The following is a 25465-nucleotide window of genomic DNA, read 5'->3' as shown; positions in this document are numbered from 1 at the left end:
AGCTGTATTATTGGGGAACCCCTCATTGTACTGCGACCGGATGGGCCGTACCTAGGGTAACCTTCGCTTAGTATAGAGTGCCTAAGGTATGAACCGCAACGGGCAAGAGAGGAGCGTGTTGAGGCTGGTCAGAAATCGGGCGGGGAAAGAGGGCGCTATCGCTGGATTTTTAAGGTCGGTCCCAGTGTCAGCCACTTGGTTGGGCCAAGAGCGGCCATGTGCGGAAGGTGCGCCACATACCAGACCACGACATCCTGCTCCTGGACGCCTTGGTTGTCTTCGTCATATCCCAGTTGGCCGCGGGCGCCGAAGACCCAAGGAATATCCTCATTCGCTTTGGCCCGACGAATTGCGACATCGTGGTCGGCAAAGGCGTCCCGCTCGCCATCGTCCTTGAGCGGAGCGTATCCGTCGCCGGGAAGGAGCCACACGCCGTGACCCGTCGGCTGATCGCGCACGAACCAGGTTCGTCGGGTGGACGAATTTTTTACAGCATTCCGTTCATTTGTATATTTGGTCCAGCCGGGTCCCCAGCCGGTGTCCGCGCCTCCGTCGTCACGCACGAAGACTTGATCCATTCCGTTCCCGTTAATGTCGAAATCGAACCGCCAGTAAGGATGGTGTATGTGGTCAGTGTTACAGGACAAGCCGCGGCTCTGGACAACCGGGCGCAGCTCTCCGTCCTCCGAAAAATGCCAGGATTGATAAATGTGATATTCCCCGATGCGCGCATAAATGCCAAGTTCCAGCCACTGGATACCGTGGAGTGTCGCCTGTTCGGCGCACACCTTGTTGTCGCCGCAGTTGACGATCGGAACCAGATCCACCCATCGGAGACGATCCTGAAAGGGCCCGCAGCGGCCGCTGTCGGCGCGGGATCCAAACCAGGTAAAGGGATTCCACCAGACGCGTTCCTTTACATATTTCACCCGCAGAACCGGCATGCTGGCCTTGCCCAGAACCAGTTCACCATCGTAGGCGACGTTTCTGACGGCCAGTCCGGTATTGTCTTTGACCTCATAGTCGAAACTCCAGCGGCCCCAATCAATGTGTTCCGACGAAGACTCGGCAAAACCGGGATTCGGCGCAACCACTGCGCAGAACAGCAGGAGGGCACCCACAACACGCCTCATTGGCTCTCCTTTCCTGCCTTATCGAGGTGGCTCATCGCCGGCGTCCAGCACGCGGTCATCCGTGAGATCCACCTGGGCCCAATACTTCGGGTCACCACCCACTCCCGGCGAAAACGTAATCCATATCACGCGATGGCCATACCCCGGATCGTTTTTGAAAAACCCTCGATCCGGCTGCATCAAGAGCCCATGGCCTTGCAGATCGCGCACCTTACCGGACAGCCGGTGATCGGCCCGGGCCAGCTCGATCCCGCGTTGAACATCTTGCGGCCCTTCAGGAGGCAGATACCCTTCGTTGCGGGAAGCCTCCAGCACCCTCGCATCTTTCAGGCTCACCTCCACGGCGGCATTGTTGCTGTAACTGAAGTAGACGAGCCTCGCGATGCGTGCCTGCTGACGGCAGCAGCCGAATGCAATTTTTCGATTCGGTGGCATCAAGTCCGCATCAATAAACCCCCAGCGCGCGCCCAGCAGAGACATTACCCGGGAATCGGCCTCCGCCGCCTGCCGCAGCCCTGCAATCTCGGAGGCGGAAAGAGAGGCCGCGGGGTTAGGCAAGCGGGTCACGACGGTATCACTCGTGCTCCCGGCCATTTTGGGTTTGATGTGCCCGGGAGACTCGTCGGCCGTAAACTCCAGGACATGCTTGGCCGGGACCTGCGCGGGCAGCGGCTTCTTGGGAATGGCAGTCTCAGGATCCTCCGGTCCGAACGGGCCACGGGAGGTGGCATCCAGACTACAGCCGGCACCCAGGAGCAGAAGGAGCATGATGGCGGATGGCAACATGGCGGATCGTGCGTCCATAGGGGCTATACGAGGGCGAGTTTGCTCGCCACGCCCAGCGCCAGTCGGGAAATCTGAATCCCCGCTTTGATGACCGCCGCGCGTTTTTTTCGGGAAGCGGCGTCCAACACCGCGTTCTTCATCAGGTCTTTGTAGGTCTCGATTTCGTCGGCGCCGAAGGGAACGATCCTGGCGACGGTCTCGTTATTAAACGTGTTCGCCAATTGCAGATAGAGATTGGAGATCTCGGCTGCGTAGATGCCCCTTCGTAGAGGATCGTTTTTGTAGCGCTCGAATTTTTTCCTCAAGGCGGCGACCGCTTCAAGCAGCGCCGTTTGGCGGACTTTCGTCTCGTCGTCGCGTCCGACGCTGAATTCCACCGCGCCCAATTGATCCACCAGCACCTGGGCCTCATCCCGGGCATGGCCGACGCTGGTGGCGAGTTGTTCGATATCGTTGGTGGCGGATTCGGCGGTCTCCATCAATTGTTTGATCACGCTGTCGTTGTCCCGGAGGAAGGTAATCACCCCGTCGATGCTGCGGTTCATAGCGCCCTCCGTTACTGTCCGTCGTCTTTCTTCAGGCGATCCAGGAGTTCTACCAGATCGGCGGTGAATCTCTGTGCGCGATCCAACCCGCCGATGCGGAGGAGGCGCGCGCCGACGACTTCTTCCAGCGCGTCATTGACCGTCCGGGAATGGTTCAGGACACTCATGATCTGTTCGGACCGGCCGGGCGCCTGATCGAGGATCGCCGCGACGAATTCCGGATCGACCGAGGCCAGCGCCGATTGTCCGGCAAAGCGTTGCACCTGAGCATGGAGCGTGGCGGTCTGCTTCCAGGAATCGTTCAGTGCATTGGCCGTGTCGCGCAGAGCGCAGAAGTCTTCTTCAAATTGATCCCACACGGCCTTCTCCAACCCTTGCACATCCGCCAGGTAGATCAGGCTCGTCAGGTAGGCCGCCGCATACGCAGCGTCGCCTTTTTTGTTGGTCAGATTCCGGAAGGAAGCCAGGGCAAAGCGGTGTTTGGTTTCTTGGATGTGAAGAGACTTAAAGCTCTGATGCAGTTCGGCTCGCGCCTGCTCGAGAAATTTGATGCGCGCTTCGGTCTCTTTTTGGAACAGATCGATGTTGGTTTGTGCCGCATCGATCTTGGCGCCTTCCATCTGAATGAGATCACGGACCGAACGGCTGTGGATCGAATGGCAGCCGGTGGCCATGAGCAACAGCATGGCAAGGGACAGCCGCGTCATGCTTTGTCTGACCATGGAGGGCTCCTTCCGTGGCGCGGCGTGACGGCCGGTCATCGGCGCACCGCGCGCAGGGCATCGGCCAGCGATTGCGTGTCGCTTCGGCTCAGGGTGACGTCGATATCCAGGTATTGTTTGATCAGACCGTTGATCCTTCGAAGCGCTTCGACATTGTTCCGGTACCGGTCGAATGCCGTGAGGTCGACGGTTTGAGGCACCTGTGCGCCGCCGGCGACATGCTGTTCCACCCGCGCGATCAGGTCAGGCAATTGCTGGACGAGGTTGCTCATATCTCCTGCGCCGGCGGCAAACAGGGGTTGGCCGGTTGGTCCTTTCCGCTCAGGGAGAGACTTCAGTCGTATCGCATTGATCAAGGTCAGCACGTCGGGCCCGAGGGTTGCCGCATCATCTTCGGCCATGGCGGCGTCCGGCACGTCGGCCACGCGAGGATTGGTTGTCGCCCATTGCAGGGCCAAATCCAGCTTCAGGCGTGTTTGAACATAACGATACCACTGCAGATGGCGGGTAGTGATATGACTCACGAGCTCACGATATTGCTGCATGAGCTGCTCATTCTCCGCATAGGCATGGTCCTTGACCGCAAGGGCTTGTTTAACTTCCGGCGGTGTGGAGCAGGCGGCGAGCGAGGCGAGAACCAGCGCGCCGGCGATACGTAACATCCTCATCGGGATGCCTCCTGGTCAGCGTCGTCAATCGAAACATTCCTGGTGAAAGGCAATCTACGTACCCAGCATGAATTGCGAAGAGTCGCGCCAGAGTAGTCGTGAAATGACCGCTGTGCAAGGGGAAAATGAGGCTGTTTCAAACCGGCACCGCGTAGGCTGGTGTTCTCAACCGTACCCATTCAGATACGAGTGTATCGAACCTCATACAGGGTGAGGTGCGTCCGGGAAGCCAGAATGGACTTGCTCAAGAGTGCGCTAGGAAGGCATGAGGGTTTTGCGTAGGGCGACGACCGTGGCTGTATCGAGGCCGGCCGACTTGAGTTGTTCGTCAGTGGCCGAGGCGATCTGTGGAAGACTGCCGAATTGTTTCAGAAGGCGTGCACGGCGGATCTTGCCGATGCCGGGGATCTGGTCCAGTTCGGATGACAGCAGGGCCTTGCCCCGCAAATTCCGGTGATACGTGACGGCAAAGCGGTGGGCTTCGTCGCGGATTCGCTGAACCAGATGCGTGGCGGGTGAGGTCGGACGCAGCAGGATGGGATTCTTCCGGCCCGGCAGAAAGATACGTTCCTCTTTTTCACCCCGCGCTTTGGCCAGGCCCATGATCGGAATCTGCTCCTGGCCGACCTGCTTGAGCCCTTCGAGTGCCGCGCTCAACTGGCCCAAGCCGCCGTCGATCAGAATCAGATCGGGCCGAGCGAGATCCTCCGTGGCGCCGTAGCGCCGCATCACCGCTTCCTGCATGCTGGCAAAGTCGTTGGCCCCTTCCACCGTTTGAATGCGGAATTTGCGATAGTCGGATTTCTTCGCCTGTCCGTCTTCCCACACGACCAGGGAGGCGACCGATTGATTGCCCATGATATTCGAAATGTCGAATCCTTCGATGCGACGGGGCACGGTATCAAGACGAAGCAGGCGCTTGAGTTCTGCCGTGGCCTGCCGGTCCAAGGCTTCGTTCCGGAGATGGTCGGCAATGGCGGCGGCGGCATTTTCTTCCGCCAGGAGCACCAGCTGATGCTTCGCGCCTCGTTCCGGGGCAAGGATGCGCATGGTCTCGCCGCGTTTCTCACTCAGCCATTGTTCGATCAGCGGGACATCGCCGAGGTCGGTCGGTACCAAGAGCTCTTTGGGCGGCTGCCCTTCTTTGTTGTAGAACTGCTCGATGGCGGAACGGACGAGTTCTTCATCAGCGGAGTCGGCGGATTGAGGCCAGAAGAAATCTTTCCGCCCGATCAGCAGGCCTCCGCGCACGAACAGGAGCTGGAGGTCCGCTGCCGTGCCCTGCCGCGCGATCCCGATCACGTCCTGGTCCGTGGTGGTGATCTGGGTAATGCGTTGTTTTTCGAGCGTGCGCTCAACGCTGAAGAGGCGGTCCCGCAGGCGGGCGGCTTCCTCGAATTCCTCCCGTTCCGCGGCTGCTTCCATATTCTGTCGCAGACTGTCGAGAAGTTCCCGATCCCGGCCTTCAAGAAACTGGCGGACCTGTTTGACGATCAGGTGATAGTCCTCGCGTGACTGATTGCCGGTGCAGGGCGCCATGCAGCGTTTAATCTCAAACTCGATGCAGGCCCGGTCGGCTTGGCCGTCGATGTCGATGTCGCACGTGGCTAGCGGAAACGCTTTGCGAATGACTTTTAACGTCTCGCGGAGCGCCCCGGCCGGCGTGTAGGGCCCGTAATAGAGCGCGCCGTCCTTTTGGACGCGCCGGACGATGGAGAGGCGCGGAAATGGTTCTTTGATCGGCAACCGTAGATAGGGGTACTGCTTGTCGTCGCGCAGGACGATATTAAATCGCGGGCGGTGGCGCTTGATCAGATTGCTTTCGAGGATCAGCGCTTCCAGTTCGGAACGGGTGACGATGGTTTCGAGGTCGGTGATTTCGCTGACCAGCAGGCTGGTTTTGGGGGTCTGATCATTGCCGTTTTGGAAATAGGAACGGACCCGGTCTGACAGCACGGCAGCTTTGCCGACATACAGAATTTCTTTCTGCGCGTTCCGGAAGAGATAACATCCCGGCTGTTCGGGGAGACGGTCGAGTTTGGATTGGAGCGTTAGCGACGTGTCCATGCAGCTGTCAGCCTTCAGCGCGAGGAAATCGCGGCGGGGTCTAGGTCATTGTAACGACCGGTACAAATCGTCCGCAACCTTACCCGGTCGCTGACTGCTGATGGCTTCCAGCTTAGCGGAGCGTTCGTACAAACGACGGACTGAGGCTGCCCCGGGCGACTTCAGCCACCGGGCCCTTCATGGTCAGGCTGAAATCCTTGGCGACCTCGATGTTGAGCGTTCCCCCCGGCATCTTGACCGTGACCGGACCCTTCACCAGCCCGAGCTTCACGGCGGCGCTGGCTGCAGCGCAGGAGGAGGAGCCGGAAGCCTGGGTTTCCCCGGCGCCGCGTTCCCAAATCAAGATGAAGATTTCCTTCGGACCCGTGGGCACGGCGAGTTGAACGTTGGTGCGCTTTGGAAAGAGAGGATGGTTTTCCAGGGCTGGCCCCAGCGCGAGGAGCTCTTCATGCGTCCAGGCCGCACCGGCTTGTTTGAAGACCACACAGTGGGGGTTTCCGACGCTGACGCCAGTAAATTGTAATGACCGTCCTGCGGCTTCGATGGGAGCCTGGATCAATTCATCGACGGACAACGTGCAGGGAAGTGCCGCCGGTTGAAAGGTGGCCTGGCCCATCTCCACTGTGGCCGCCGCCGCATCGCCATGGCGATCGACATGCAGGGTGATCGAAACGAGACCGCCCTTCGTCTCGACGGTGAAGGCGCGTTTTTTGGTTTTACCGGTGGCATGCAGATAGCGGGCGAAGATACGGAGTCCGTTGCCAGATTTTTCTGCTTCGCTGCCATCCGGGTTGTAAATGCGGAGACCGAAGTCGGCCTTCTTGGAGGGAACCAGCGCGAGGATCCCGTCGCTGCCGAGGCCCCAATGGCGATCGCAAATGCCGCGGATTCTCCCGGGGGTGAGCGTAAAGCTGAGCTCTTTGGGGTCCATGACCAGATAATCGTTGCCGAGTCCGTGCCCGCGAAAAAACCCGTTCTTCATCTGCGCTCTCCTTGTTGTCATTCGACGACGGTGATACGTGAAGCGAAGGAACAATACGTGGACGGATTCAGATTCGTCAATGGGTTCGCATAGGCATGCGGGTGGGGGGAAGAGGATAGCGTGACGCGCGTGATGGCCTTCGTCTACACGAGTGCCGTGCCCGGCGGTCGCTCGATGAGTTCAACCTCATATCCGTCCGGTGCGTCGATAAAGATAAATCGGCTGCCGGATGACGTGCGCGTGGGGCCGTCGGTGACCCGGATCCCGCTGGACTCCAGACTCCGGATGGTCTCGTCCAGATTTTCGACCTCAAAGGCGAGGTGGACCAGATCTTCCTGCACCGTAACCGGCCCACTGGCAGGAAAGCTGCACAGTTCGATCAGTTCTTGACTGTTGGGGACTTTTAAAAAGGCCAAGTGTGACCCGCGTGGAGATACTTTGCGTTCCAACACCTCCAGGCCCAACACCTGCTGGTAGAAGCGGATGGTCTGATCCATGTCGCTCACGCGCATGCGAGTATGGAGAAGTTTGGTGACTTTCATGATTGGCACCCCTGTCGGCTGCTGAAAACAGTCTCCAGCGGCGTTCTCAGTCGTCCGAACCCCTCAACGTACCCTCCGCGTACGCCTCGGGGTTCGCACTCCTTGCGGCCTTGCTGGAAACTGTTTTGAGCACTCTCTAATGATTCCTCAATGAAAAGCTAAAACATGAACCACCATATCGAAATTCCTAGGAGTGACCAAAATATGAATCCAACTATGGTGCAGAGGGTTTCATGGCGCTCTGGATCGGTGCCAATCAGGACTAGAAGCCCACGTCCGGTTCCACAACAAAGTATTTCCGCAAGAAACTGATACAGAAATTCAAGAACGATCTGGGCCATTGCTGCGACTCACTTTACGACACCCTTCGCCGGGCCGGCCGTTTTGCGGAGGAGGATTTCGGCATACCCGGGGATCAAGAAATTGGGCATGGGCCCGATTTCCTTATACCCCTGCTGACGGTAGAACGCACGGGCGGCGTCATTGAAGTCCGAGACGCAGGCGAACAGGTTCGGGGCTCGTGCGAAGGTGAGCGATTCAATGTGGGATAGCAAACGGCTGCCGAAGCCCCGGCCCGTTGCTGACGGGGCAATCCCGAGCAATTCCAGATAGTCGCCGAACAAAAACTTTCTCCGCACGATGGCAATGCCAACCACGGTTCCATCCACGTCCAGAATGAACGTGTCGCGTCCGGCAGGCAGCGGCGCAAAGATGCGCAGCCAGTCGGAGGCGGTAAAGCCCAGGCGCTTCCAGGGATCGGAGCTGGTCAGGATGCCGATCACGGCATCGCGATCCTCCTCCCGCATGTCGCGGATTATGGTGCGGGTGCGATCGTCGATTGGTTGCATCGCAGAAGATCCGAGACGGTCATCGGGGTCAGACCCTTGTCGGGTAAGAGGTGCCCGGCCAGGGCCTCGGTCACTTCACGGGTATGTTTCCCTTTTCCATTCGCATGCAAGACGATGACACTGCCCGGTCTGAGTCGCTTCTGAACACGGGTCAGGATCGCTTCGGCGCTCAGGGTGGGATCTGGGTCGCCGGATTCAATACTCCACAGAATGAAGCGCAGGCCGAGCGCTTTCACGGCTTCCACTGTCTCGTCGTTATATTCGCCATAGGGCGGTCGAAACAGCGCCGCCGGGCGACCGTACTTGGTCTTGAGCAGACGCACCGGTCCCATGATTTCCTGTCGCTGTTCCTCGACTTCATGCATCGGCAGATGCGCATGCACGTCGCCGTGTGTGCCGATCTCGAAAAACGGAACGGCCAAGAGCTGCTTCACTTCGGCATCGTGTTTGGTCATCCAACGACCGGACATGAAGAAGGTCGTCGGCACCTTGTGTTCGATAAGGAAATCGATCAACTCGCGATCGAAGCCCGAAGCGGTGCGAACGGGGCACAGATCATAGGTAAGCGCCACGGCAGGGCAGGAGGCAGGACCGGCTTTGATGACCTGTGCCGACGCGGGCCAGGCTCCCATGGCCAGGGTCAACCCGCAGATCACCGCGATTCCGATCCGCCATGTTTTCCAGTGCATGGCGCAGTATACCTGATGGGGCGCATCTACGATAGTTGACGCTTACTCGGGGTGGCTGCTACGGTGAAACCATGCAAGGACCAGATTGGAAAATCGGACGGATGTTCGGCATTCCCATCCATGTGCATGCTTCCTGGTTGTTCGTGTTTGTCTTCATGACCTGGTCGCTGGCGACCGGCTATCTGCCGGACACGCTTCCCGGCTTATCCGAGCCCCGCTATTGGGCGATGGGCGGCGTGGCGGCGCTCCTGTTGTTTGCCTCCGTCCTGTTGCACGAGCTGGGCCATTCGTTGGTGGCGCTGCGCTATCGCATTCCGATCGGGCAGATTACGCTCTTCATCTTCGGCGGAGTCGCGCAGATGCGAAAAGAACCGCCCCATCCGCGGGCGGAGTTTCTGATTGCGATCGCGGGTCCGCTCGTCAGTTTTATACTGGCAGGCATCTCTCTCCTGTTCGTTACGGTGTTGGAATCGTTCCCGGCAGGCTCCTCTCTGCACGGGTTAGTAGCCTTGGGCACGCTGCTCGGAATGGTCAATACTCAGTTGGGCCTGTTTAATCTCCTGCCGGGGTTTCCGTTGGACGGCGGTCGCGCCTTGCGGGCCGGACTGTGGGCCTGGAGCAAGGATTATTATCGTGCAACGAGTCAGGCGGCTCTTGTTGGACTGCTGTTCGGAATCACATTCGCGCTATTCGGCGCGCTGCTTGTTTTCGGCGCGCTTTCCGGCACGGCGTCCAGCGCGCTCGCGAGCAGCGGAGGGTGGATCGTGTTGCTGGGCGCGTTTCTGTTTGCGGCGGCCCGTGGGAGCCGGAAACAGGCGGTCATCCGCGCGTCGCTGGCGGCGGTGCCGGTTCGCGAGCTCATGGTCGCAAATGTCGTGGCCCTCTCCCCGGAGCTCTCGTTGGAGGAAGCGGTGAATCAATACTTCCTCCCCTACGGCTATGGAGGATTTCCGGTGGTGCATGAAGGCCGCCTGCTGGGCGTGGTAGCGGTCCGCGATATTCAGTCAGTCAAAAACTCCCTCTGGGCCTTTCGCCGCGTGGCCGATATTATGCAACCCGCCGGCGACGAAATGGCCATCTCTCCGGATCGTTCAGCCATGCAGGCCTTGGAACAGATGATGGCGAGCGGGGCCGAACGACTGGTCGTGGTCGAAGACAGTCAATTGTTGGGACTGGTCACACGCGCGTCCATCGGACACTTTATCGAACAACGCCATCCGTCAGGCATGGGCGCCTCCTCCTCGTAGCCGGGCCGCTCCCTCCGCCCCGCATCCCGCATCGGCAAGCCATCGACCGTGAGGTGTGAGACATCAACGCGGGATGGTCAACCGGGCAGCGTGGCCGACTCGTCCAGCCTGACCGGGCGCCGGCATTGGCATTCATGGGTGACAACGGCTCCCAGCAGAACTAGCGCCGAAGAATAGTATACCCACAGCAGCAGTAAGACGACTTCGAGCAGGGAGCCGTACATTTGGGTGTAGACGGCGGCATCTTCCAAATAGGTGACGAAGAGCACCTTGGCGGAGACCCAGAGGAGACTGAACACCGCGCCACCGATCGTCGCTTCCCGCCAGGTGGGCCGCTGGTGAGGAAGAAACCGGTACAAGCAGGTGACGGACGCGAAGGCGAGCAGGAAGGGAAGCGTATAGGTGAGCAGAAAGTCGTGGGCCGCGATCGCCACCAAATTCATGCCCAGAAAATGGGGCGCATAGGCGGTGAGTAACTCGATGGCCTGGGTGGCAACGAAGGAGATGAGCGTCAGAAATCCCAGCATCCAGATCAGGGCCACGGCGACCAGAGTGGAAATCAACGGATGCCGCTTGGCTGCCGTGCCGAACACGGTGTTCATCGCATAGTCTAATTCGTAGAACACCAGCGCACTGAACCATCCGAATGCCAGAAACACCGCCCAGCGCACTTCCTCTTGTTCGGCGACCCGCCGGATATCCCTGGCCAGGCGTTCGCCCATGCTGGGGAGAAACCCTTTCAGGAACCCGAGCAGAAACTGATAGCCGATTACGTCCTGGCTCACGATGAAACTGATGCCGTAGAGCAGCAGGAATACCATCGGGAAGAGGGAGAGGATCGAATAAAACGCCAACGAAGCTGCTAGGCTGGGACAGCCGCGCCGCCTGAAGGTGTCGAACACGTTGGAGAAAAATGTGAGTTCCGTCATGCAGGCCCGCGCGATTCAGGATCGGTGCGGAGCGATGGATGCCCAAGATCGTTGAGGAAAGCCTGACAAGGAACGCCTGCGCACCATCGAGAATCGGGATGCAGATCAACGTGGGGTGGCAACCCTGGCACCGGGAGGCTACTTCAGGAGCGGCGCCGCATGGGTGGCCAGCGACCACAGGCCGTTCGGGAAGAGGCCGAGAAACACCACGCCGGCGATGGCACAGGCGAGGACGAAGGACAGCGCGGGAGAGGTTTCCAGCCGTGACTGAGAGGCCGCGGCTCCCTCGGGTTCTCGCATGTACATCACCATCACAATCCGCAAGTAGTAGAACGCGGAAATGGCGGCGAAAATGACCGCGACGACCGCCAGCCAGGTCATGCCGCCGTTCACGGCGGCCATAAAAATATAGAACTTGCCGATAAAGCCTGCGGTCGGAGGAATGCCGGCCAGCGAGATCAGAAACACCAGCATGAAAAACGCCGCCAGCGGCTCACGTTTGGCCAGTCCGGCGTAATCCTCGATGTTCTCGCTCTCTTGTCCCTCTTTTCGCAACATGCCGACTAGGGCGAAGGCCCCGAGCGTCATAAAAGAGTAGACGGCGAGATACAGCAACACGCTGGCGAATCCGCTAGAGGCGGCTTCGCCCCTATGACCGGCTGCCACGACGACGCCGATGAGCGCATATCCCGCGTGGGCGATGCTGGAGTAGGCCAGCATGCGTTTGATGCTGGTCTGTACGATCGCGACGAGATTTCCCAGCGCCAGGGTGGCCAGACAGATGATGGTAAACAGGACCGACCAGTCAGCGCTCGCCCCTCCCAGGCCTTCCACGAACACGCGGAGGAAGGCGCCGAAGCTGGCGGCTTTGGAGGCCACGGCCATAAAGGCGGTGACCGAGGTCGGCGCGCCCTGGTAGACGTCCGGCGTCCACATATGAAAGGGCACGACCGCGAGCTTGAATCCGAACCCGACGGCCAGGAGCACCAGTGCCAGCGACAGCAGCGGATTGGCGGTGCCTTGCGCCGTAATGGCCTCGGCAATCACCGACAGCCGCGTGCTGCCGGCCAGACCGAAGAGCAGGGAAATGCCGTACAGCAAGACGCCGGAGGAGAAGGCGCCCAACACAAAATACTTGGCTGACGCTTCCAGCGAGCGGGCTTCCGTTCTTTTTAACCCGGCCATGACATAGAGCGAGAGCGACATCAGTTCGGTGCCGAGATAAATGGTGAGCAGGTCGGCGCCGGACACCATGACCATCATCCCGGCCAATGCCAGCAGAATGAAGCCGTAGTATTCCCCGATGCTCAATCGCTCGGCTTTGAGATAGGCCAGAGACAGGAGGACGGTGAGGCCGGTCACGACATACAACAGGAGTTTCCAGAAGGCGCCGTACGAATCGATCACCACCAGATTACTGAAGGCATAGGTTTGACCGGTCAGGTGAGACGAAGTCAGGCCCATGCACATCGCCAGAGCGCCCAGCGTCAGCCAAGCGAGGACGTCCTTTTTGTCTGCTCCCAGGATCGGGTCTAATGCCAGAATGAGGCAGGCCGTACCGATGACGATCAGTTCGGGAAGAATGGCCAGGAGATCTTGGAGTGGAAAAGTCATCGTGCCGCTGCCTGTTGGGAAGGTGAAGAGGGAATAGCCGCCATCGTTGCCGCCGCTTTCGGCAGGGAGGCTTGCTGAGGGGCCGTCGCAAACGCCGGAGCCTTCTGTCCGTTCAGGAGATTCGTCACGCTGGCATGCATGCGGGTCAATAACGGATTGGGGAAAATACCCAGCACGAAGACCAGGACGATTAACGGAACGAGCGTAGCCGTCTCTCTGGCATTGAGGTCAAGAAGATGGGCACGATGCGCGGGTGCAGGGGTGCCGAATACGACCCGCTGCATGAGCCAGAGCATATAGGCGGCGGCCAGAATGATGCCCAATGCGGCGAAGGCCGTAGCAAACTGGCTCCAGACGAACGTGCCGGCCAAGACGAGAAATTCGCCGACGAAACTGTTAGTGCCCGGAAGCCCTAAGGAGGACAAGGCAAAAATCATCAGAAACATGGCATATCGCGGCATGGGCCCGGCCAGGCCGGTATTGTCCAGAATCTGACGGCTATGGGTCCGTTCATACACGATGCCTACACAGAGGAAGAGCCCCCCCGTGGTGATTCCGTGGTTGACCATCTGCATGACCGCCCCTTCGATGCCCTGGATATTGAGGACGAAAATGCCCAACGTGACGAAGCCCATATGACTGACGCTGGAGTATGCGATCAGTTTCTTGATATCCGTCTGCGCCAGCGCCATGTAGGCCCCATAGATAATGGCCACGATCGACAGGGCAATCATCAGTTTGGTGAACGCTACGGTGGCGTCCGGAAGCATTGGCAAGGTGAAGCGGAGAAATCCGTACGTGCCCATTTTCAGCAGCACGCTGGCGAGAATGACGCTGCCTGCGGTCGGGGCTTCCACGTGCGCGTCCGGCAGCCAGGTATGAAAGGGAAACATCGGAACCTTCACCGCGAAGGCGGCGAAGAAGGCCAGGAACAGCCACATCTGGAGTGTGGCGCCATACGTCCCTCGACTCAGTTCAAGGATATCGAAGGTATGCCCGCCCTGGAAATACAGCGCGAGGATAGCGACCAGCAGGAGCAAACTGCCCGCCAACGTGTAGAGGAAAAATTTGATCGCCGCATACAGGCGATTCGGACCACCCCAGACGCCGATCAACAGATACATCGGGATCAGCATGACTTCCCAGAACACGTAGAACAGCACGAAGTCCAGCGCGACGAACACACCGACCATTGCCGTTTCCATGATCAGGAGCATTGACATGAACAGCGGCACGCGTTTTTCGATCGCCGTCCAAGACACCGTGACGCAAAACGGCATGAGGAAGGTGGTCATGAGCACCAATGGGAAGCTGATGCCGTCCATGCCCAGGCTATAGTTCACGGGCGGGGAATTGATCCAGGAGGCACGCTCCACGAACTGCATCTGAGCGTGAGAGGTGTCGAACAACCACCAGAGCGGCAAAGAGAGGAAAAAATTGCCGATGGTAAAGGCGAGCGCCACCCAGCGTGAGGACTCGGCCTTGACCAGGAAGCAAAGCACGGCTCCGATCAGCGGGAAAAAGACGATCAGGCTCAACCAGGGGAACGAGGTCACGAAAATCTACTCCACAGGTGAAACGTAAAAGGACCTACCGGTCTTCAGTGGTTCCACAATCTCTTCCAACTACAGCAGTAAATACACCGTCAGGATGACGACGGCACCCAGTGTCATGCCAAGAGCGTAATGCTGCGTCTGGCCGCTCTGTGTCAGTCGGATCAACCAGCCGCCCCAGGCAATCGCCCGGGCGACTCCATTGACGGCGCCGTCGATGACGGCCACATCGACATGTTTCCACAGCCCCTGCGCGGCCGACAGGGTCGGACGGACGAAGGAGCGGTCGTAGGCTTCGTCGATGTACCATTTATGCAAAGACAGCTCATAGGCCGCGCGCCACTGTTGCGCGAGGCGATCCGGCAAACCGGGATTCAGCACATAGAGGTAGTAGGCCGCGCCGATGCCAGTCAGCCCCATGAGGGTCGCCAGCGCCATGATGCCCAAGGCGGCGCTGTTTTCGTGATGGGCGCCTGCGCCTTCCCCATGAAAAACCGGTTCCAGAAACGCCGGGATGCCCAGATACCCGGCGACAATACTCAGCACGGCCAGCACCATCAATGGCGCGGTCATCGTCGTTGAAGGTTCGTGAAGATGGCCCGCATGGTGCGGATCGACGCGGGACTTGCCCCAGAAGGTGACGAACACGAGCCGGAAGCTATAGAAGGCGGTCAATCCCGCCGTCAGCAATCCGCAGATGGTCAGGACCTGGCCCAGAGGACCGGCCGACCAGGAGGAGACCAGCAGATCATCCTTGCTGAAAAACCCGGCGGTCAGCGGGAACCCGGCCAGCGCGAGTGAACCGACCAGGAAGGTCCAGTAGGTAATTGGGAGCGTGTCCTTCAATCCCCCCATGTGGCGCATGTCCTGTTCGTGGTGGAGCGCGATGATGACCGAGCCGCAGCCCAAAAACAGAAGCGCCTTGAAGGCGCCATGGGTGAGCAGGTGGTACATGCCGGCGCTGTACGCGCCCAGGCCGCAGGCCATCACCATGTACCCAAGCTGGCTCATGGTCGAATAGGCCACCACGCGCTTGATGTCCGTCTGGGTCAGGGCGATGGTGGCGCCCAGCATCATCGTGAGTGCCCCGACCAGCGCGACGACCGTCATGGCTGTGGGTGAAAGGTTGTAGAGCGGGGCTAATCGCGCGACCATGAAGACGCCTGCCGTGACCATGGTGGCGGCGTGAATCAAGGCTGAAATCGGCGTCGGTCCTTCCATCGCATCGGGAAGCCAGACATGGAGCGGCACTTGCGCGGATTTGCCGACTGCCCCGGTAAAAAGCAGGAGACAGATCATGGTCATGACCGAGACGTCCCAGGTGCCGCCGAACGGGCTGAGGAGGTTTGTGGTCTTGGAGGCCAATTGTCCAGCTTGCGCAAACACCGTGGCATAGTCGAGCGAGCCGAAGGAATACCAGACGAGGAACAGGCCGAGGATGAACCCGAAGTCTCCGACGCGGTTAACCAGGAAGGCCTTTGTCGCGGCGGCGCAGGCGCTTGCCCGTTCATACCAGTGTCCGATCAGCAGGTAGGAGCAGAGCCCGACCGCTTCCCAGAATACGAATAATTGCAACAGATTGTCCGCCATCACCAGCATCAACATCGAGAAGGTGAAGAGCGCGATATAGGCGAAGAAGCGGGCGTACCCAGGCTCGCCGTGCATGTACCCGATGGTATAGATGTGCACCAGCGTACTGACGGTGGTGACGAGGATCAGCATGACGGCGGTCAGGCGATCGATGGAAATGCCGATGTGAATGTCCAGGTTGCCCGAGGTCAGCCAGGTATAGAGGGGCACGTTGACAGCCTGGCCGGTCGCGACATCATGCAAGGCCATGAGCGACAGCAGGAAGGAGCCCACCATAGCCGGGACGGCTACCAGATGCGCGCGGTCCTTGATCCATTGTTCGCCGATGCCGACGATCAGAAAGGAGAACAAGGGAAGAAATGGGATCAGCGCGTACAGCATCGTTGGTCAGGTCGGCCTATCGTTTCAAGAGCTTCAGGTCGTCGATATAGATGGATGAATGCGCTCGGTGGAGAGCGATAATAATGGCCAGGCCTACGGCCACTTCCGCCGCCGCCACGGTCAAGGCAAAGAACACGAACACCTGCCCCGCCACATTGTGAAAATATTCCGAAAAGGCCACGAAGTTGATGTTCGTGGCATTCAACATCAACTCCACCGACAGCAAAATGACAATGATGTTCCGGCGGATGAGCACTCCCACCACGCCGGTGAGAAACACGAACCCGCTCAGGATCAAATAGTAGGATAAGGGGACAGCCATGGGATTACCGGTTGTTACTGCACGGGTTCATTGATGTCTTTCTTCGCCAGAATAATGGCCCCGATCATCGCGACCAGCAGGATCAACGAGGCGACTTCAAACGGGAACAAATAGGTCGAGTACAAGGCTTCCCCGATCAGTTCCGTATTGCCCGATTCCGCCACGGGATCCGCTGGAATTGCCGGAGCCGAGGCTGCTGTCCGGGATTGAATCAGCAACAGGATGACTTCAGTGCACAACATCACACCCAGGAGGCCTGCCACGGGGAGTTGGTTGTGATAGCGCTCTTCAGATTTGATGCTCAGGAGCATGACCACAAACAGGTAGAGCACCAAAATGGCGCCGGCATAGACGACGATTTGGACCGCGGCCAGGAACTCCGCGTGCAGGGTGATGTACAGTCCCGCGACATGAAAAAACATGATCAACAACGCCAGCGCGCTGTATACCGGGTTGCGCAAGGCGACCACCAGCACGGAAGTGGTGGCGATCACCGCAGCAAAATAAAAGAAGAAAATGTGATCCATACGTCCGTTATCTTGTCCGAATCAACCGAAACGCCCTGCTCCCTGTCGCGCTGGCTCTCTGCCCGGTGGCAGCCTGTTTGCCTCATTCGTCTCTGTGTGGGGGGCCAGCACGGAGGACGAGGCGGAGGGCCTAGTTCTCCTTTTGCGGGAGATGCTTGAACGTCACGTTAAAAAACGCCACGTTCGGATGTTGCAGCTCGAGGCGCTTTTCCCGGACGGGATAGGCGCGATCGCCGATGGCAAGCAGCTGCTGCTTGTTGAGATGGAGTTGGCGCTTGTCGTATACGGCCCATTCGAATTCGCGGGTCATGGCCAGGGCATCCACGGGACAGGCGTCGACGCAGAGGCCGCAGAAGAGGCATCGCGTCATATCCATATAGTATTCCTTGGAATACCGCTTCGTCGGTTCCCCCGGGACTTCGCCGCTGACGACCCGGATCACGCGCGAAGGGCAGGCCGCTTCGCACAGGTCGCAGCCGACGCATTTCTCCGTTCCGTCGTCATACCGCAACAACGCCAGCATCCCGCGATAGTTATCGGGGAGGAGGCGTTTCTCATGCGGGTATTGCAACGTGATCGGTTTATAGCTGAGCAGGTGCTTGAGCGTGGCCTTCATGCCCACCAGCAGTTCATAGAAGGTCAACGTTTTCAGCCAATCGCTGAAGGACGGTTTCCGCTTAGGCTGTGCCGTGATGGCGACGTTCATCTCGCTCCGTTACCGCGGGAAGAAATAGGCGGCGATAGCCGTCAACACGATATTGCCAAGGGCGATGGGCAACATCACCTTCCATCCGAACCGCATGAGCTGGTCATACCGCAGGCGGGGCAATGTGGCCCGCAACCAGAAGAACAGGAACAGGAAGAAGTAGACCTTGGCGGCGAACCAGACGACGTTTTCAATCCAGGCCAGGCCGTCGAGCCCGAGGTGTCCGAGGAGGGTGCCGGGATACGGGGCATTCCAGCCGCCCAGGAACAGCGCTGCCGCGACGCAGGACACCAGGATCATGTTGGCGTATTCCGCAATGAAGAAAAATGCGAAGCGCATGCCGCTGTATTCGGTGAAGAATCCCGCCACCAGTTCGCTTTCCGCTTCCGGAAGATCGAACGGCACGCGGTTCGTTTCCGCCACCGATGAAATGACATAGACCACGAAGGCGAAAATCTGCGGGAACGGCATGGCGATGATGAACCAGTTCCAGAACCCGCCGGCCTGCGCCTCGGTGATTTTCACCAGGCTCAGAGAGCCGGATAGGAGGATGACGCCCACGATCGCAAGGCCGACGTTCAATTCGTAACTGATCACCTGCGCGGCGGAACGGAGTCCGCCAAGGAGGGAGTATTTGCTGTTCGAGGACCAGCCGCCGAGGATGATGCCGTAGGCCCCGATGGAGGCAAAGGCCAGGATATAGAGGATGCCGATGTTGATATCGCTGATGACGAAGGGCTTGATCTGCATGCCGAACAGCTCGATGGTCATGGTCGGGCCGAACGGAATCACGGCAAACCCGATCATGGCCGGTACCAGGGCGAGAATCGGCGCCAAGGTGAAGAGGAACTTGTTCGCGCCGGCCGGAATGATGTCTTCCTTGAAGAAGAGTTTCAGTCCGTCGGCGATCGGTTGAAGCACGCCGTAGGGGCCGACTTCCATCGGGCCCATGCGATCCTGCATCCAGCCGAGCACTTTCCGCTCCGCGAGGGTCAGGACCATGACGGTGAGCATCACCACTCCCATTACTGCGGCGATCTGAGCTAACGACACCGCCAGTCGTAATCCGATTTCCATAACAGCAATACTCCTCGTCCCGTCCTACGAGACCTTCGCCAGAGACACGTGCGCGAGCTTAAAATAGGGGATTTGAGTCTGGGGATCAATCATCCATTCAACGAGTTCCTTGGCCTCGCCGTCGAAATGTTCAGGAAACCACAAGAGGCCAGCCGGCACACGCTCCCGGACCTTTGCTGTCGTGGTGATGGAGGCGCGTGCGTTCGAGACCGTGACCTTGTCGCCCTCCGTCAGCCCCAACCTGGCCGCATCCGCCGGATTGATCGACAGAAACCCTTCCTGCTGCAGTTGCAGGAGTCCCTTGGAACGGGTGGACAGTTTGCCTGAGTGGAACAGGGTTTGCGTGAACATCAGGGTCAATGATGTATCTCTGGATGTGGGCGCCTGGCGCAGGGCATATCGCGCGGCCATGTCGGTCGAGGCGCCTTCCGCGAGATAGCGGAGGAGGACGGCCTGATCCACCTTGGGTGACGTGGGCGTCGGTCCTAGCAAGCCATATCCGGGGATGACGCTACGAATTTCTTTCAGGATTTCCCGCGCATCGCCATATTCCAGCGGGGAGCCCATCAAGACCGAGATGGCCGACAATATTTCCCAATCGGGCCGACTGTCACCGATTGGATTGATCGCCTGCCGAACGGTTTGCACATGGCCCTCGGAATTGGTGAAGGTGCCGTCCTTTTCCACATACGAACAGGCGGGGAGTACCACGTGGGCCATTGCCGCCGTTTCGGTGAGAAATAACTCCTGACAGACCAGCAGTTCCAATTTGGCGAAGGCTTCTTTTGCTTGCGCCGCGGACGGCAACGTGCCGACGGGATTCTCGCCGATCACCAAGAGTGCCTTGAGAGCCCCCTTGTTGGCGTCGGCAAGCATCTCGGTCAGCGGGATGCCGGGCGTGCGGGGCAGTTCCTCGCGCCACGCGGATGAGAGACGGTCCCTGGCTGATTGATCGTTGATCGGGGCCGGTCCAGGGAGAAATTCAGGCACAGCCCCCATCTCGACCGCGCCCTGGTCGTTGTTTTCTTGAGCCAGGGGCCCGAGCCCGCAACCGGGCTGATTCAGTTTGCCGAGAAGGATGAGGAGGTCCAGGAGATTCGTGGTCGTTCCCTCTCCGCCGGGATGGCGCAGGACGCCATTGCCAACCAGGATCACCACTCGTTTGGCCGCGGCTAGCAGTTTGGCAGTCTCGGCCCATTGCGAGCGGCCGTGCCCGGTCGCGGTTTCGAGTCTGTCCCAGGAGATTGGCTCCAGGGCGGCGGTGAGCCGTTGCACGAAGGCCGGGGCTTGTTCAGCCAGGCCGGCATCCACCAGGTTGCCGTCAATGACGGCCTTGATCAAGCCCAAGACGTGATTGCCGATCTGCCCGGGATGGGTGGAAAAATGCTGCGTGGCCAGGTTCGCAATATTGCTCAGGGTATCGACGGCCGGTTCCAGGGACTCTATCGTGACCAGACTCGCTTGACGCTTCTTTACGGCTTCCTTGACCTTGAGGCCGGTAATGGGGCTGGTCTCCGTGATATTGGTGCCGACCAGCAGGATGGCGTTGGCGGCCACAATGTCTTCGAAGGCGATAGTCCAGCGGTGGGTGCCTTGCACGCGCCGCAGCGCCCGCACCGCGCTCAGGTGGCCGTAGCGCGCGCTGCTATCGATCCGGTTGGTGCCGATCACCTGGCGCATGAATTTCTGGAAGACGTAGAGGTCTTCGTTCGTGCAGCGGGAGGTAATGAGGCCTCCGAACGCATCGGGGCCGCTGGCCAGTTTTACACGGAGAGCCTGTTCGGCGACATATTCGAGCGCGTCTTCCCAGGTGGCTTGCACCAATACGCCGTCACGGCGGATCAATGGCTGGGTGAGGCGTCCGGCGTGGGTGCTGGCATGGAAGCCGAAGAATCCGCGCGCGCAGAGATCGCCGTTATTCCGGCCGGCGCCGTGGGAAGAATTCACTTCAATGAGTTCGTTCTCTTTGGTCTGCACGGTGATCCGGCAGCCGTCGCCGCAGAAGGTGCAGATCGTATCGGCTCGTTTGAGCATCCAGGGCCGGTATTCATACATGGACAGCCGGCTCGTGATGGCGCCGACCGGGCAGATCTGGATGCAGCCGCCGCAGAATTCGCAGTCGAGTTCATGCGGGCCGAAGTGTTTGATTTCCGTCATCGTGCCGCGGCCGACCGGAGCCAGGGCTTTGACGTCCATAATTTCGTCGCAATACCGGACGCAGCGCAAGCACTGCACGCAGCGATTCATCTGCGTTTCGATGAGCGGGCTGAAGTACTCTTTGGGGAAGATCCGCTTGGTTTCCGTAAACCGGCTGGTGGTCGGCGTGTATTGATGCGAGAAATCTTGAAGGTCGCACTTTCCGCCCTGGTCGCAGACCGGGCAATCGAGCGGATGGTTGGCCAGGATGAATTCCAACACCGACTTGTGCGCATCGTCCACCGTGGTGGTGGCGGTTCTCACGGCCATGCCTTCGGCAACCGGCGTGCTGCAGGCGGTTTGCAGCTTCGGCATCTTTTCGACTTCGACGAGGCACATCCGGCAGTTCGCATCCGGCTTCAGCTTGGGGTGGTAGCAGAAATGCGGAATCATGACCCCGACGCGCCGCGCGGCTTCGATCACGAGGGTCCCTTTGGGAACCGCAACGGTGGTGCCGTCGATGGTGAGCCGGACTGTATCTGGTTTTTGATCAGGCATAATGGCCGTTATTCGTGCAACGTGACACGAGAGACGTCAATGTTTCGCTCCTGCCGGTTCCGGCCGGATCAGGTTCGCGGTTTCCGCAGCGTGGATATACGTGACATATTCATGCCGCCAATGTTTGATCGTGCTCAAAATCGGCGACACCTCGGCATCGCCGAAGGCGCAGACCGTTCGTCCCGCAATGTTCTTACATAGGTCCGTCAGGGTTTCAAGGTCCGCCATCCGTCCGCGTTTGTTGACGATCCGGCGCATGATCTGTACGAGCCAGGAACTGCCTTCCCGGCAGGGACTGCACTTGCCGCAGGACTCGTGATAGAAAAACTCCATCAGTCGAAGGGCCGCCCACACCATGTCGGTGCCCTCTTCCATGACCGTCACGCCGCCCGAACCGAGCATCGATCCGGCCAGCGCCACAGATTCGAAATCCAGCTTGACGTCGAGGTGATCGGGCGTGAGAAAGGGCGCAGAGGCGCCTCCTGGAATGAAGGCCTTGAGTTTCTTGTCCGACCGCATGCCGCCGGCCTGTTCGTAGATCAACTCGCGAAAGGTGATGCCCATCGGGACTTCGTAATTGCCCGGCCGCGCCACGTGACCGCTCACGCAAAACACCCGCGTGCCGGTGCTTTTTGGCGGAGACCCGATCGAGGCAAACCATTCGGCCCCGCGATTCATGATATGCGGCAGGTTGGCGAGAGTTTCGACGTTGTTCACCACGGTCGGTTTATTGTACAGGCCGTGCGTGGCCGGGAACGGCGGCTTGACGCGCGGGAGACCGCGTTTGCCTTCCAGCGATTCCAGCAGGGCCGTTTCTTCCCCGCAAATATAGGCGCCGGCTCCGCGATGAACCCAGATGTCGATGGAGATACCGGTGCCGAGAATATTCTTGCCGATGTACCCGGCGGCGCGAGCTTCCTTGATGGCCGCTTCGAGAATCCGAGCGCCGAGGACAAACTCACCGCGAATATAAATGTATGAACTGGCCGCGCCGATGGCATAGCAGGCCAGCAGCATGCCTTCGAGCAATTGATGCGGGTCACGCTCAATCAGCTGGCGGTCCTTGAACGTCCCCGGTTCGCTCTCGTCGGCATTGCAACAGAGGTAACGAGGCCCCTGATAATCCTTGGGCAAAAATCCCCATTTCACCCCGGTCGGAAATCCGGCTCCGCCGCGTCCGCGTAAGCCGGACTTCATGACCACGGCGGTGACCTCTGCGGGGGTGACTTTTCCCAGTACTTTTCGCAACGCCTGGTATCCGCCCGCGCGTTCATAGTCCGGCAGCGAGCCGGCATAACCGGGCTGTAGCATGTTCTTCAGCAGAATAGGCTCGTACGTGCGCATAACTTCAGCGTGAAACGAAAAAGGTGAAAGATGAAAAGTTCAGAGCTGTGATCGTGACGCGTCGTTTCACGTGTTACGCCTCACGGTTCATGCCCCCGATTTCGCCGCGGCCGGTTCCGGCCACATGAACGGTCCGGTCTTCAGCGAGGATGTGCCTGTCTGGCGCAAATCCTCCAGAATGCGATCGAGCTTCTCTTCCGTCAGTCGTTCGTAATAATCGTCATTCACCTGCATCATCGGGCCGGTCCCGCAAGCGGCCAGGCATTCGACGATACTGAGGGTAAACAGTTTGTCCGGGGTCGTTTCGCCCGGCTTGATACCCAGCTTCGCGCTGATCCACCCGATGACGGTGTCCGAGCCGACCAGGGCGCACATCAACGACTTGCAGACCTGCAGGTGGAACTTTCCCACCGGCCTCAGGTTCAGCATCGTATAAAAGGTGGCCGTCTCATACACCTGCGGCGGGGTCAGCTTCAAGATCCCGGCGATTTCCTGCATGGCGGCTTCTGTCACATACCCCTCTTCGCGCTGCGCCAGGTAGAGCAGCGGCAATAGTGCCGACCGCTTTACCGGATAACGGGAAAGGATCTCGTCGATTTCGCCCTGGTATTTTTCCTTCAACATCGCTCGCACTCCACGCTTCAGTTCAGGTGAGGCGTGAGCCGGGTGCTTCAGTCTGCGCGCGTCCAACGAGGGTCTTCTGAGACCGCGCGTTGCGCGAGCACAGGTAGTACACGGCTCATCGACTCACCGATCACACTCTCCCATCACGATGTCGTAGGTGCCGAAGATCGTGATGATGTCTGAAATCAGGTACCCGCGCGCCATATGGTCAAACGCGCCCATGTGGATGAAGGACGGGGCGCGAATCTTAAGCCGATAGGGGCGAGGGCTGCCGTCGCTGACGAGAAAGAATCCCAGCTCGCCTTTGGGCACTTCGGTGCCGCAATAGGTTTCGCCCTTCGGCGGCTTGAATCCCTGGGTGAAAATAATGAAGTGGTGAATCAGGCTCTCCATGTCGCGCATGACCTTCGCCTTGGGCGGAGGTATCACGTGCGGCACATCCGCCATGATCGATCCCTCCGGCATCTGGTCGAGGCACTGGGCGATGATCCTGGCGCTTTGCCGCATTTCCTCCATGCGGACCCAGTAGCGATCGTAGGTGTCGCCCCGCTTGCCGACGGGCACTTCCCATTCGACCTTGTCGTAGGCGCCGTAGGGCTCATACTTGCGGATGTCGTAATCGACGCCCGATCCCCGGAGCGTCGGGCCGGTGAGGCCGAAATTGATCGCGTCCTCCGCCGAGATCACCGCGATGTCCTTCGTCCGCCCCACCCAGATGCGGTTGGACATCAGCAGCTGATTGTATTCATTGACCTTATCCGGAAACGTGTGCAGGAAGGCCTTCAGCCGCGTCACCAGATCGGGCGTAAAATCGCTGTCGACTCCGCCGATGCGGTAATAGTTCAACGTCAGGCGCGCGCCGCACAACTTTTCGAACATGTCCAGCAGGATTTCGCGTTCGCGAAACGTCCAGAAGAAAACGGTCATGGCGCCGATGTCCAGCGCCTGGGTGCCGAGCCAGAACAGATGGCCGACGATCCGCTGCATCTCCGCGACGATGGTGCGGACGTACTCCGCCCGTTCCGGCACGGTGATGTCCAGGAGCTTTTCCACTGCGCGGACATAGGCGTAGTTATTCGTCATCGCGCACACATAGTCGAGCCGGTCGGTGTGGGGGATGACCTGCATATAATGGAGGCCTTCCGCCAGCTTTTCGACGCCGCGATGGAGATAGCCGAGATCGGGGGTGGCCTTCACGATCCGCTCGCCGTCCAGTTCCAACACCACCCGAAGCACGCCGTGGGTGCTGGGATGCTGGGGGCCCATGTTCAGCAGGAGTTCTTCCCGCCGGCGCGTACCGCTTGGCTGTTCGGTTGCCCGATAGATCTGTTTCTCCGACTCGGGAATTTCACCCTCCGATTGTTCCTCAGGGGCTTCGTCCAAACGGGGGATGAATGGAAACGAACTGCGCCAGCCCCGCCCTTCAGCAGGAAAGTCCTTCCGCAGCGGGTGGCCCTCCTCGTAGTCTTCCGGCAGGAGAATGCGTCGAAGGTCGGGATGCCCCAGGAAGGTGATCCCCATCAGGTCGTAGACTTCGCGCTCCATGAAATCCGCGCCCTTCCAGATACCAGTCACGGAGGCGATTTCCGGACGCTCTTCGGTAATGCGCGCTTTGAGTCGGATGCGCCGGCGGTGCGCGAGCGACAACAGCTGGTAAATCACCTCAAACCGTTCTGAGTCGTTCGGGTAGTCGACCGAGCAGATATCGGTGATGTGATCGAACGCTGCTTCCGGCGTGTCATGCAGCCAGCGCGCCACGTCAACGATGCGCGCAGCAGACACGCGCGCCGTCACTTCGTTTCGAGCGGCATCCACTTCCACGCCGCGGACGGCGTCGGGAAACGTGGTCATGAGTCGTTCAAGCAGCGGTTGCAT

23 protein-coding genes are annotated in these 25465 nt (G+C 59.4%); 1 reads left to right on the top strand and 22 read right to left on the bottom strand.

Going from position 1 to position 25465, the window contains the following annotated elements:
• Positions 1-155: 155 nt before the first annotated feature.
• The 10 genes from GDA65_14380 to GDA65_14335 form a co-directional block, all read right to left on the bottom strand.
• Positions 156-1133 carry a hypothetical protein gene (locus GDA65_14380; GenBank protein MBA5863880.1) on the bottom strand — a complete coding sequence of 326 codons (978 nt, stop codon included), beginning with the start codon at positions 1131-1133 and terminating at the stop codon, positions 156-158.
• 18 nt (positions 1134-1151) lie between these two features.
• Positions 1152-1919 carry a hypothetical protein gene (locus GDA65_14375; GenBank protein ID MBA5863879.1) on the bottom strand — a complete coding sequence of 256 codons (768 nt, stop codon included), beginning with the start codon at positions 1917-1919 and terminating at the stop codon, positions 1152-1154.
• 23 nt (positions 1920-1942) lie between these two features.
• The gene (locus GDA65_14370) at positions 1943-2464 is read right to left on the bottom strand and encodes a hypothetical protein (GenBank protein MBA5863878.1); all 522 of its coding nucleotides are present in this window, start codon (positions 2462-2464) and stop codon (positions 1943-1945) included.
• Between the two features lie 11 nt (positions 2465-2475).
• On the bottom strand, positions 2476-3186 hold the full coding sequence (locus GDA65_14365; protein ID MBA5863877.1) for a hypothetical protein: 711 nt from the start codon (positions 3184-3186) through the stop codon (positions 2476-2478).
• Between the two features lie 35 nt (positions 3187-3221).
• On the bottom strand, positions 3222-3854 hold the full coding sequence (locus GDA65_14360) for a hypothetical protein (protein ID MBA5863876.1): 633 nt from the start codon (positions 3852-3854) through the stop codon (positions 3222-3224).
• Positions 3855-4109: 255 nt separating this feature from the next.
• Positions 4110-5921, bottom strand: a complete 1812-nt coding sequence (gene uvrC, locus GDA65_14355; protein ID MBA5863875.1) for an excinuclease ABC subunit UvrC — start codon at positions 5919-5921, stop codon at positions 4110-4112.
• 112 nt (positions 5922-6033) lie between these two features.
• Positions 6034-6903, bottom strand: coding sequence for a diaminopimelate epimerase (locus GDA65_14350; protein ID MBA5863874.1), 870 nt, complete (start codon positions 6901-6903; stop codon positions 6034-6036).
• Positions 6904-7046: 143 nt separating this feature from the next.
• Positions 7047-7448, bottom strand: a complete 402-nt coding sequence (locus tag GDA65_14345; GenBank protein ID MBA5863873.1) for a VOC family protein — start codon at positions 7446-7448, stop codon at positions 7047-7049.
• A gap of 347 nt (positions 7449-7795) precedes the next feature.
• A complete protein-coding gene (locus tag GDA65_14340; GenBank protein MBA5863872.1) occupies positions 7796-8293 on the bottom strand; it encodes a GNAT family N-acetyltransferase in 498 nt (165 codons plus the stop codon).
• Positions 8260-8982, bottom strand: a complete 723-nt coding sequence (locus tag GDA65_14335) for a polysaccharide deacetylase family protein (GenBank protein ID MBA5863871.1) — start codon at positions 8980-8982, stop codon at positions 8260-8262. The genes GDA65_14340 and GDA65_14335 overlap by 34 nt, the downstream gene beginning before the upstream one ends.
• Before the next feature lie 71 nt (positions 8983-9053).
• Here GDA65_14335 and GDA65_14330 point away from each other — a divergent pair, with 71 nt between their 5' ends.
• A complete protein-coding gene (locus GDA65_14330; protein MBA5863870.1) occupies positions 9054-10229 on the top strand; it encodes a CBS domain-containing protein in 1176 nt (391 codons plus the stop codon).
• Between the two features lie 77 nt (positions 10230-10306).
• Here the strand turns inward: GDA65_14330 and GDA65_14325 are convergent, their stop codons facing one another.
• The 12 genes from GDA65_14325 to GDA65_14270 all read right to left on the bottom strand — a co-directional run bounded on the left by GDA65_14325 (position 10307) and on the right by GDA65_14270 (position 25465).
• Positions 10307-11158 (bottom strand): YihY family inner membrane protein, encoded by an 852-nt coding sequence (locus GDA65_14325; protein ID MBA5863869.1) that lies wholly within the window; start codon positions 11156-11158, stop codon positions 10307-10309.
• Between the two features lie 138 nt (positions 11159-11296).
• Entirely contained in the window at positions 11297-12772 is a 1476-nt protein-coding gene (gene nuoN / locus GDA65_14320) for an NADH-quinone oxidoreductase subunit NuoN (GenBank protein ID MBA5863868.1), read from the bottom strand.
• Positions 12769-14328: an NADH-quinone oxidoreductase subunit M gene (locus GDA65_14315; protein ID MBA5863867.1), complete on the bottom strand. Its 1560-nt coding sequence runs from the start codon at positions 14326-14328 to the stop codon at positions 12769-12771. Before GDA65_14315 ends, nuoN begins: the two co-directional genes overlap by 4 nt.
• 69 nt (positions 14329-14397) lie before the next feature.
• Positions 14398-16296, bottom strand: coding sequence for an NADH-quinone oxidoreductase subunit L (gene nuoL / locus GDA65_14310; protein ID MBA5863866.1), 1899 nt, complete (start codon positions 16294-16296; stop codon positions 14398-14400).
• Between the two features lie 16 nt (positions 16297-16312).
• Positions 16313-16618: an NADH-quinone oxidoreductase subunit NuoK gene (nuoK, locus tag GDA65_14305; GenBank protein MBA5863865.1), complete on the bottom strand. Its 306-nt coding sequence runs from the start codon at positions 16616-16618 to the stop codon at positions 16313-16315.
• A 14-nt stretch (positions 16619-16632) separates the two neighbouring features.
• Positions 16633-17145, bottom strand: coding sequence for an NADH-quinone oxidoreductase subunit J (locus tag GDA65_14300; protein MBA5863864.1), 513 nt, complete (start codon positions 17143-17145; stop codon positions 16633-16635).
• A 130-nt stretch (positions 17146-17275) separates the two neighbouring features.
• On the bottom strand, positions 17276-17851 hold the full coding sequence (nuoI, locus tag GDA65_14295) for an NADH-quinone oxidoreductase subunit NuoI (protein ID MBA5863863.1): 576 nt from the start codon (positions 17849-17851) through the stop codon (positions 17276-17278).
• A 9-nt stretch (positions 17852-17860) separates the two neighbouring features.
• A complete protein-coding gene (gene nuoH / locus GDA65_14290) occupies positions 17861-18928 on the bottom strand; it encodes an NADH-quinone oxidoreductase subunit NuoH (GenBank protein MBA5863862.1) in 1068 nt (355 codons plus the stop codon).
• A 24-nt stretch (positions 18929-18952) separates the two neighbouring features.
• Entirely contained in the window at positions 18953-21622 is a 2670-nt protein-coding gene (gene nuoG / locus GDA65_14285) for an NADH-quinone oxidoreductase subunit NuoG (protein ID MBA5863861.1), read from the bottom strand.
• A gap of 36 nt (positions 21623-21658) precedes the next feature.
• A complete protein-coding gene (gene nuoF / locus GDA65_14280; GenBank protein ID MBA5863860.1) occupies positions 21659-22966 on the bottom strand; it encodes an NADH-quinone oxidoreductase subunit NuoF in 1308 nt (435 codons plus the stop codon).
• An 87-nt stretch (positions 22967-23053) separates the two neighbouring features.
• Positions 23054-23590 carry an NADH-quinone oxidoreductase subunit NuoE gene (gene nuoE / locus GDA65_14275; GenBank protein ID MBA5863859.1) on the bottom strand — a complete coding sequence of 179 codons (537 nt, stop codon included), beginning with the start codon at positions 23588-23590 and terminating at the stop codon, positions 23054-23056.
• A gap of 123 nt (positions 23591-23713) precedes the next feature.
• Positions 23714-25465, bottom strand: coding sequence for an NADH-quinone oxidoreductase subunit D (locus GDA65_14270; GenBank protein ID MBA5863858.1), 1752 nt, complete (start codon positions 25463-25465; stop codon positions 23714-23716).

The organism is Nitrospira sp. CR1.1 (assembly GCA_014055465.1).
GTDB lineage: Bacteria > Nitrospirota > Nitrospiria > Nitrospirales > Nitrospiraceae > Nitrospira_A.
This window is presented reverse-complemented; position numbering and strand designations above follow the sequence as displayed.

Coding starts and splice junctions, on each gene's coding strand:
- GDA65_14380 (MBA5863880.1), bottom strand. CDS start 1,133: ATGAGGCGTGTTGTGGGTGCCCTCCTGCTGTTCTGCGCAGTGGTTGCG.
- GDA65_14375 (MBA5863879.1), bottom strand. CDS start 1,919: ATGTTGCCATCCGCCATCATGCTCCTTCTGCTCCTGGGTGCCGGCTGT.
- GDA65_14370 (MBA5863878.1), bottom strand. CDS start 2,464: ATGAACCGCAGCATCGACGGGGTGATTACCTTCCTCCGGGACAACGAC.
- GDA65_14365 (MBA5863877.1), bottom strand. CDS start 3,186: ATGGTCAGACAAAGCATGACGCGGCTGTCCCTTGCCATGCTGTTGCTC.
- GDA65_14360 (MBA5863876.1), bottom strand. CDS start 3,854: ATGAGGATGTTACGTATCGCCGGCGCGCTGGTTCTCGCCTCGCTCGCC.
- uvrC (MBA5863875.1), bottom strand. CDS start 5,921: ATGGACACGTCGCTAACGCTCCAATCCAAACTCGACCGTCTCCCCGAA.
- GDA65_14350 (MBA5863874.1), bottom strand. CDS start 6,903: ATGAAGAACGGGTTTTTTCGCGGGCACGGACTCGGCAACGATTATCTG.
- GDA65_14340 (MBA5863872.1), bottom strand. CDS start 8,293: ATGCAACCAATCGACGATCGCACCCGCACCATAATCCGCGACATGCGG.
- GDA65_14335 (MBA5863871.1), bottom strand. CDS start 8,982: ATGCACTGGAAAACATGGCGGATCGGAATCGCGGTGATCTGCGGGTTG.
- GDA65_14330 (MBA5863870.1), top strand. CDS start 9,054: ATGCAAGGACCAGATTGGAAAATCGGACGGATGTTCGGCATTCCCATC.
- GDA65_14325 (MBA5863869.1), bottom strand. CDS start 11,158: ATGACGGAACTCACATTTTTCTCCAACGTGTTCGACACCTTCAGGCGG.
- nuoN (MBA5863868.1), bottom strand. CDS start 12,772: ATGACTTTTCCACTCCAAGATCTCCTGGCCATTCTTCCCGAACTGATC.
- nuoL (MBA5863866.1), bottom strand. CDS start 16,296: ATGCTGTACGCGCTGATCCCATTTCTTCCCTTGTTCTCCTTTCTGATC.
- nuoK (MBA5863865.1), bottom strand. CDS start 16,618: ATGGCTGTCCCCTTATCCTACTATTTGATCCTGAGCGGGTTCGTGTTT.
- GDA65_14300 (MBA5863864.1), bottom strand. CDS start 17,145: ATGGATCACATTTTCTTCTTTTATTTTGCTGCGGTGATCGCCACCACT.
- nuoI (MBA5863863.1), bottom strand. CDS start 17,851: ATGAACGTCGCCATCACGGCACAGCCTAAGCGGAAACCGTCCTTCAGC.
- nuoH (MBA5863862.1), bottom strand. CDS start 18,928: ATGGAAATCGGATTACGACTGGCGGTGTCGTTAGCTCAGATCGCCGCA.
- nuoG (MBA5863861.1), bottom strand. CDS start 21,622: ATGCCTGATCAAAAACCAGATACAGTCCGGCTCACCATCGACGGCACC.
- nuoF (MBA5863860.1), bottom strand. CDS start 22,966: ATGCGCACGTACGAGCCTATTCTGCTGAAGAACATGCTACAGCCCGGT.
- nuoE (MBA5863859.1), bottom strand. CDS start 23,590: ATGTTGAAGGAAAAATACCAGGGCGAAATCGACGAGATCCTTTCCCGT.
- GDA65_14270 (MBA5863858.1), bottom strand. CDS start 25,465: ATGCAACCGCTGCTTGAACGACTCATGACCACGTTTCCCGACGCCGTC.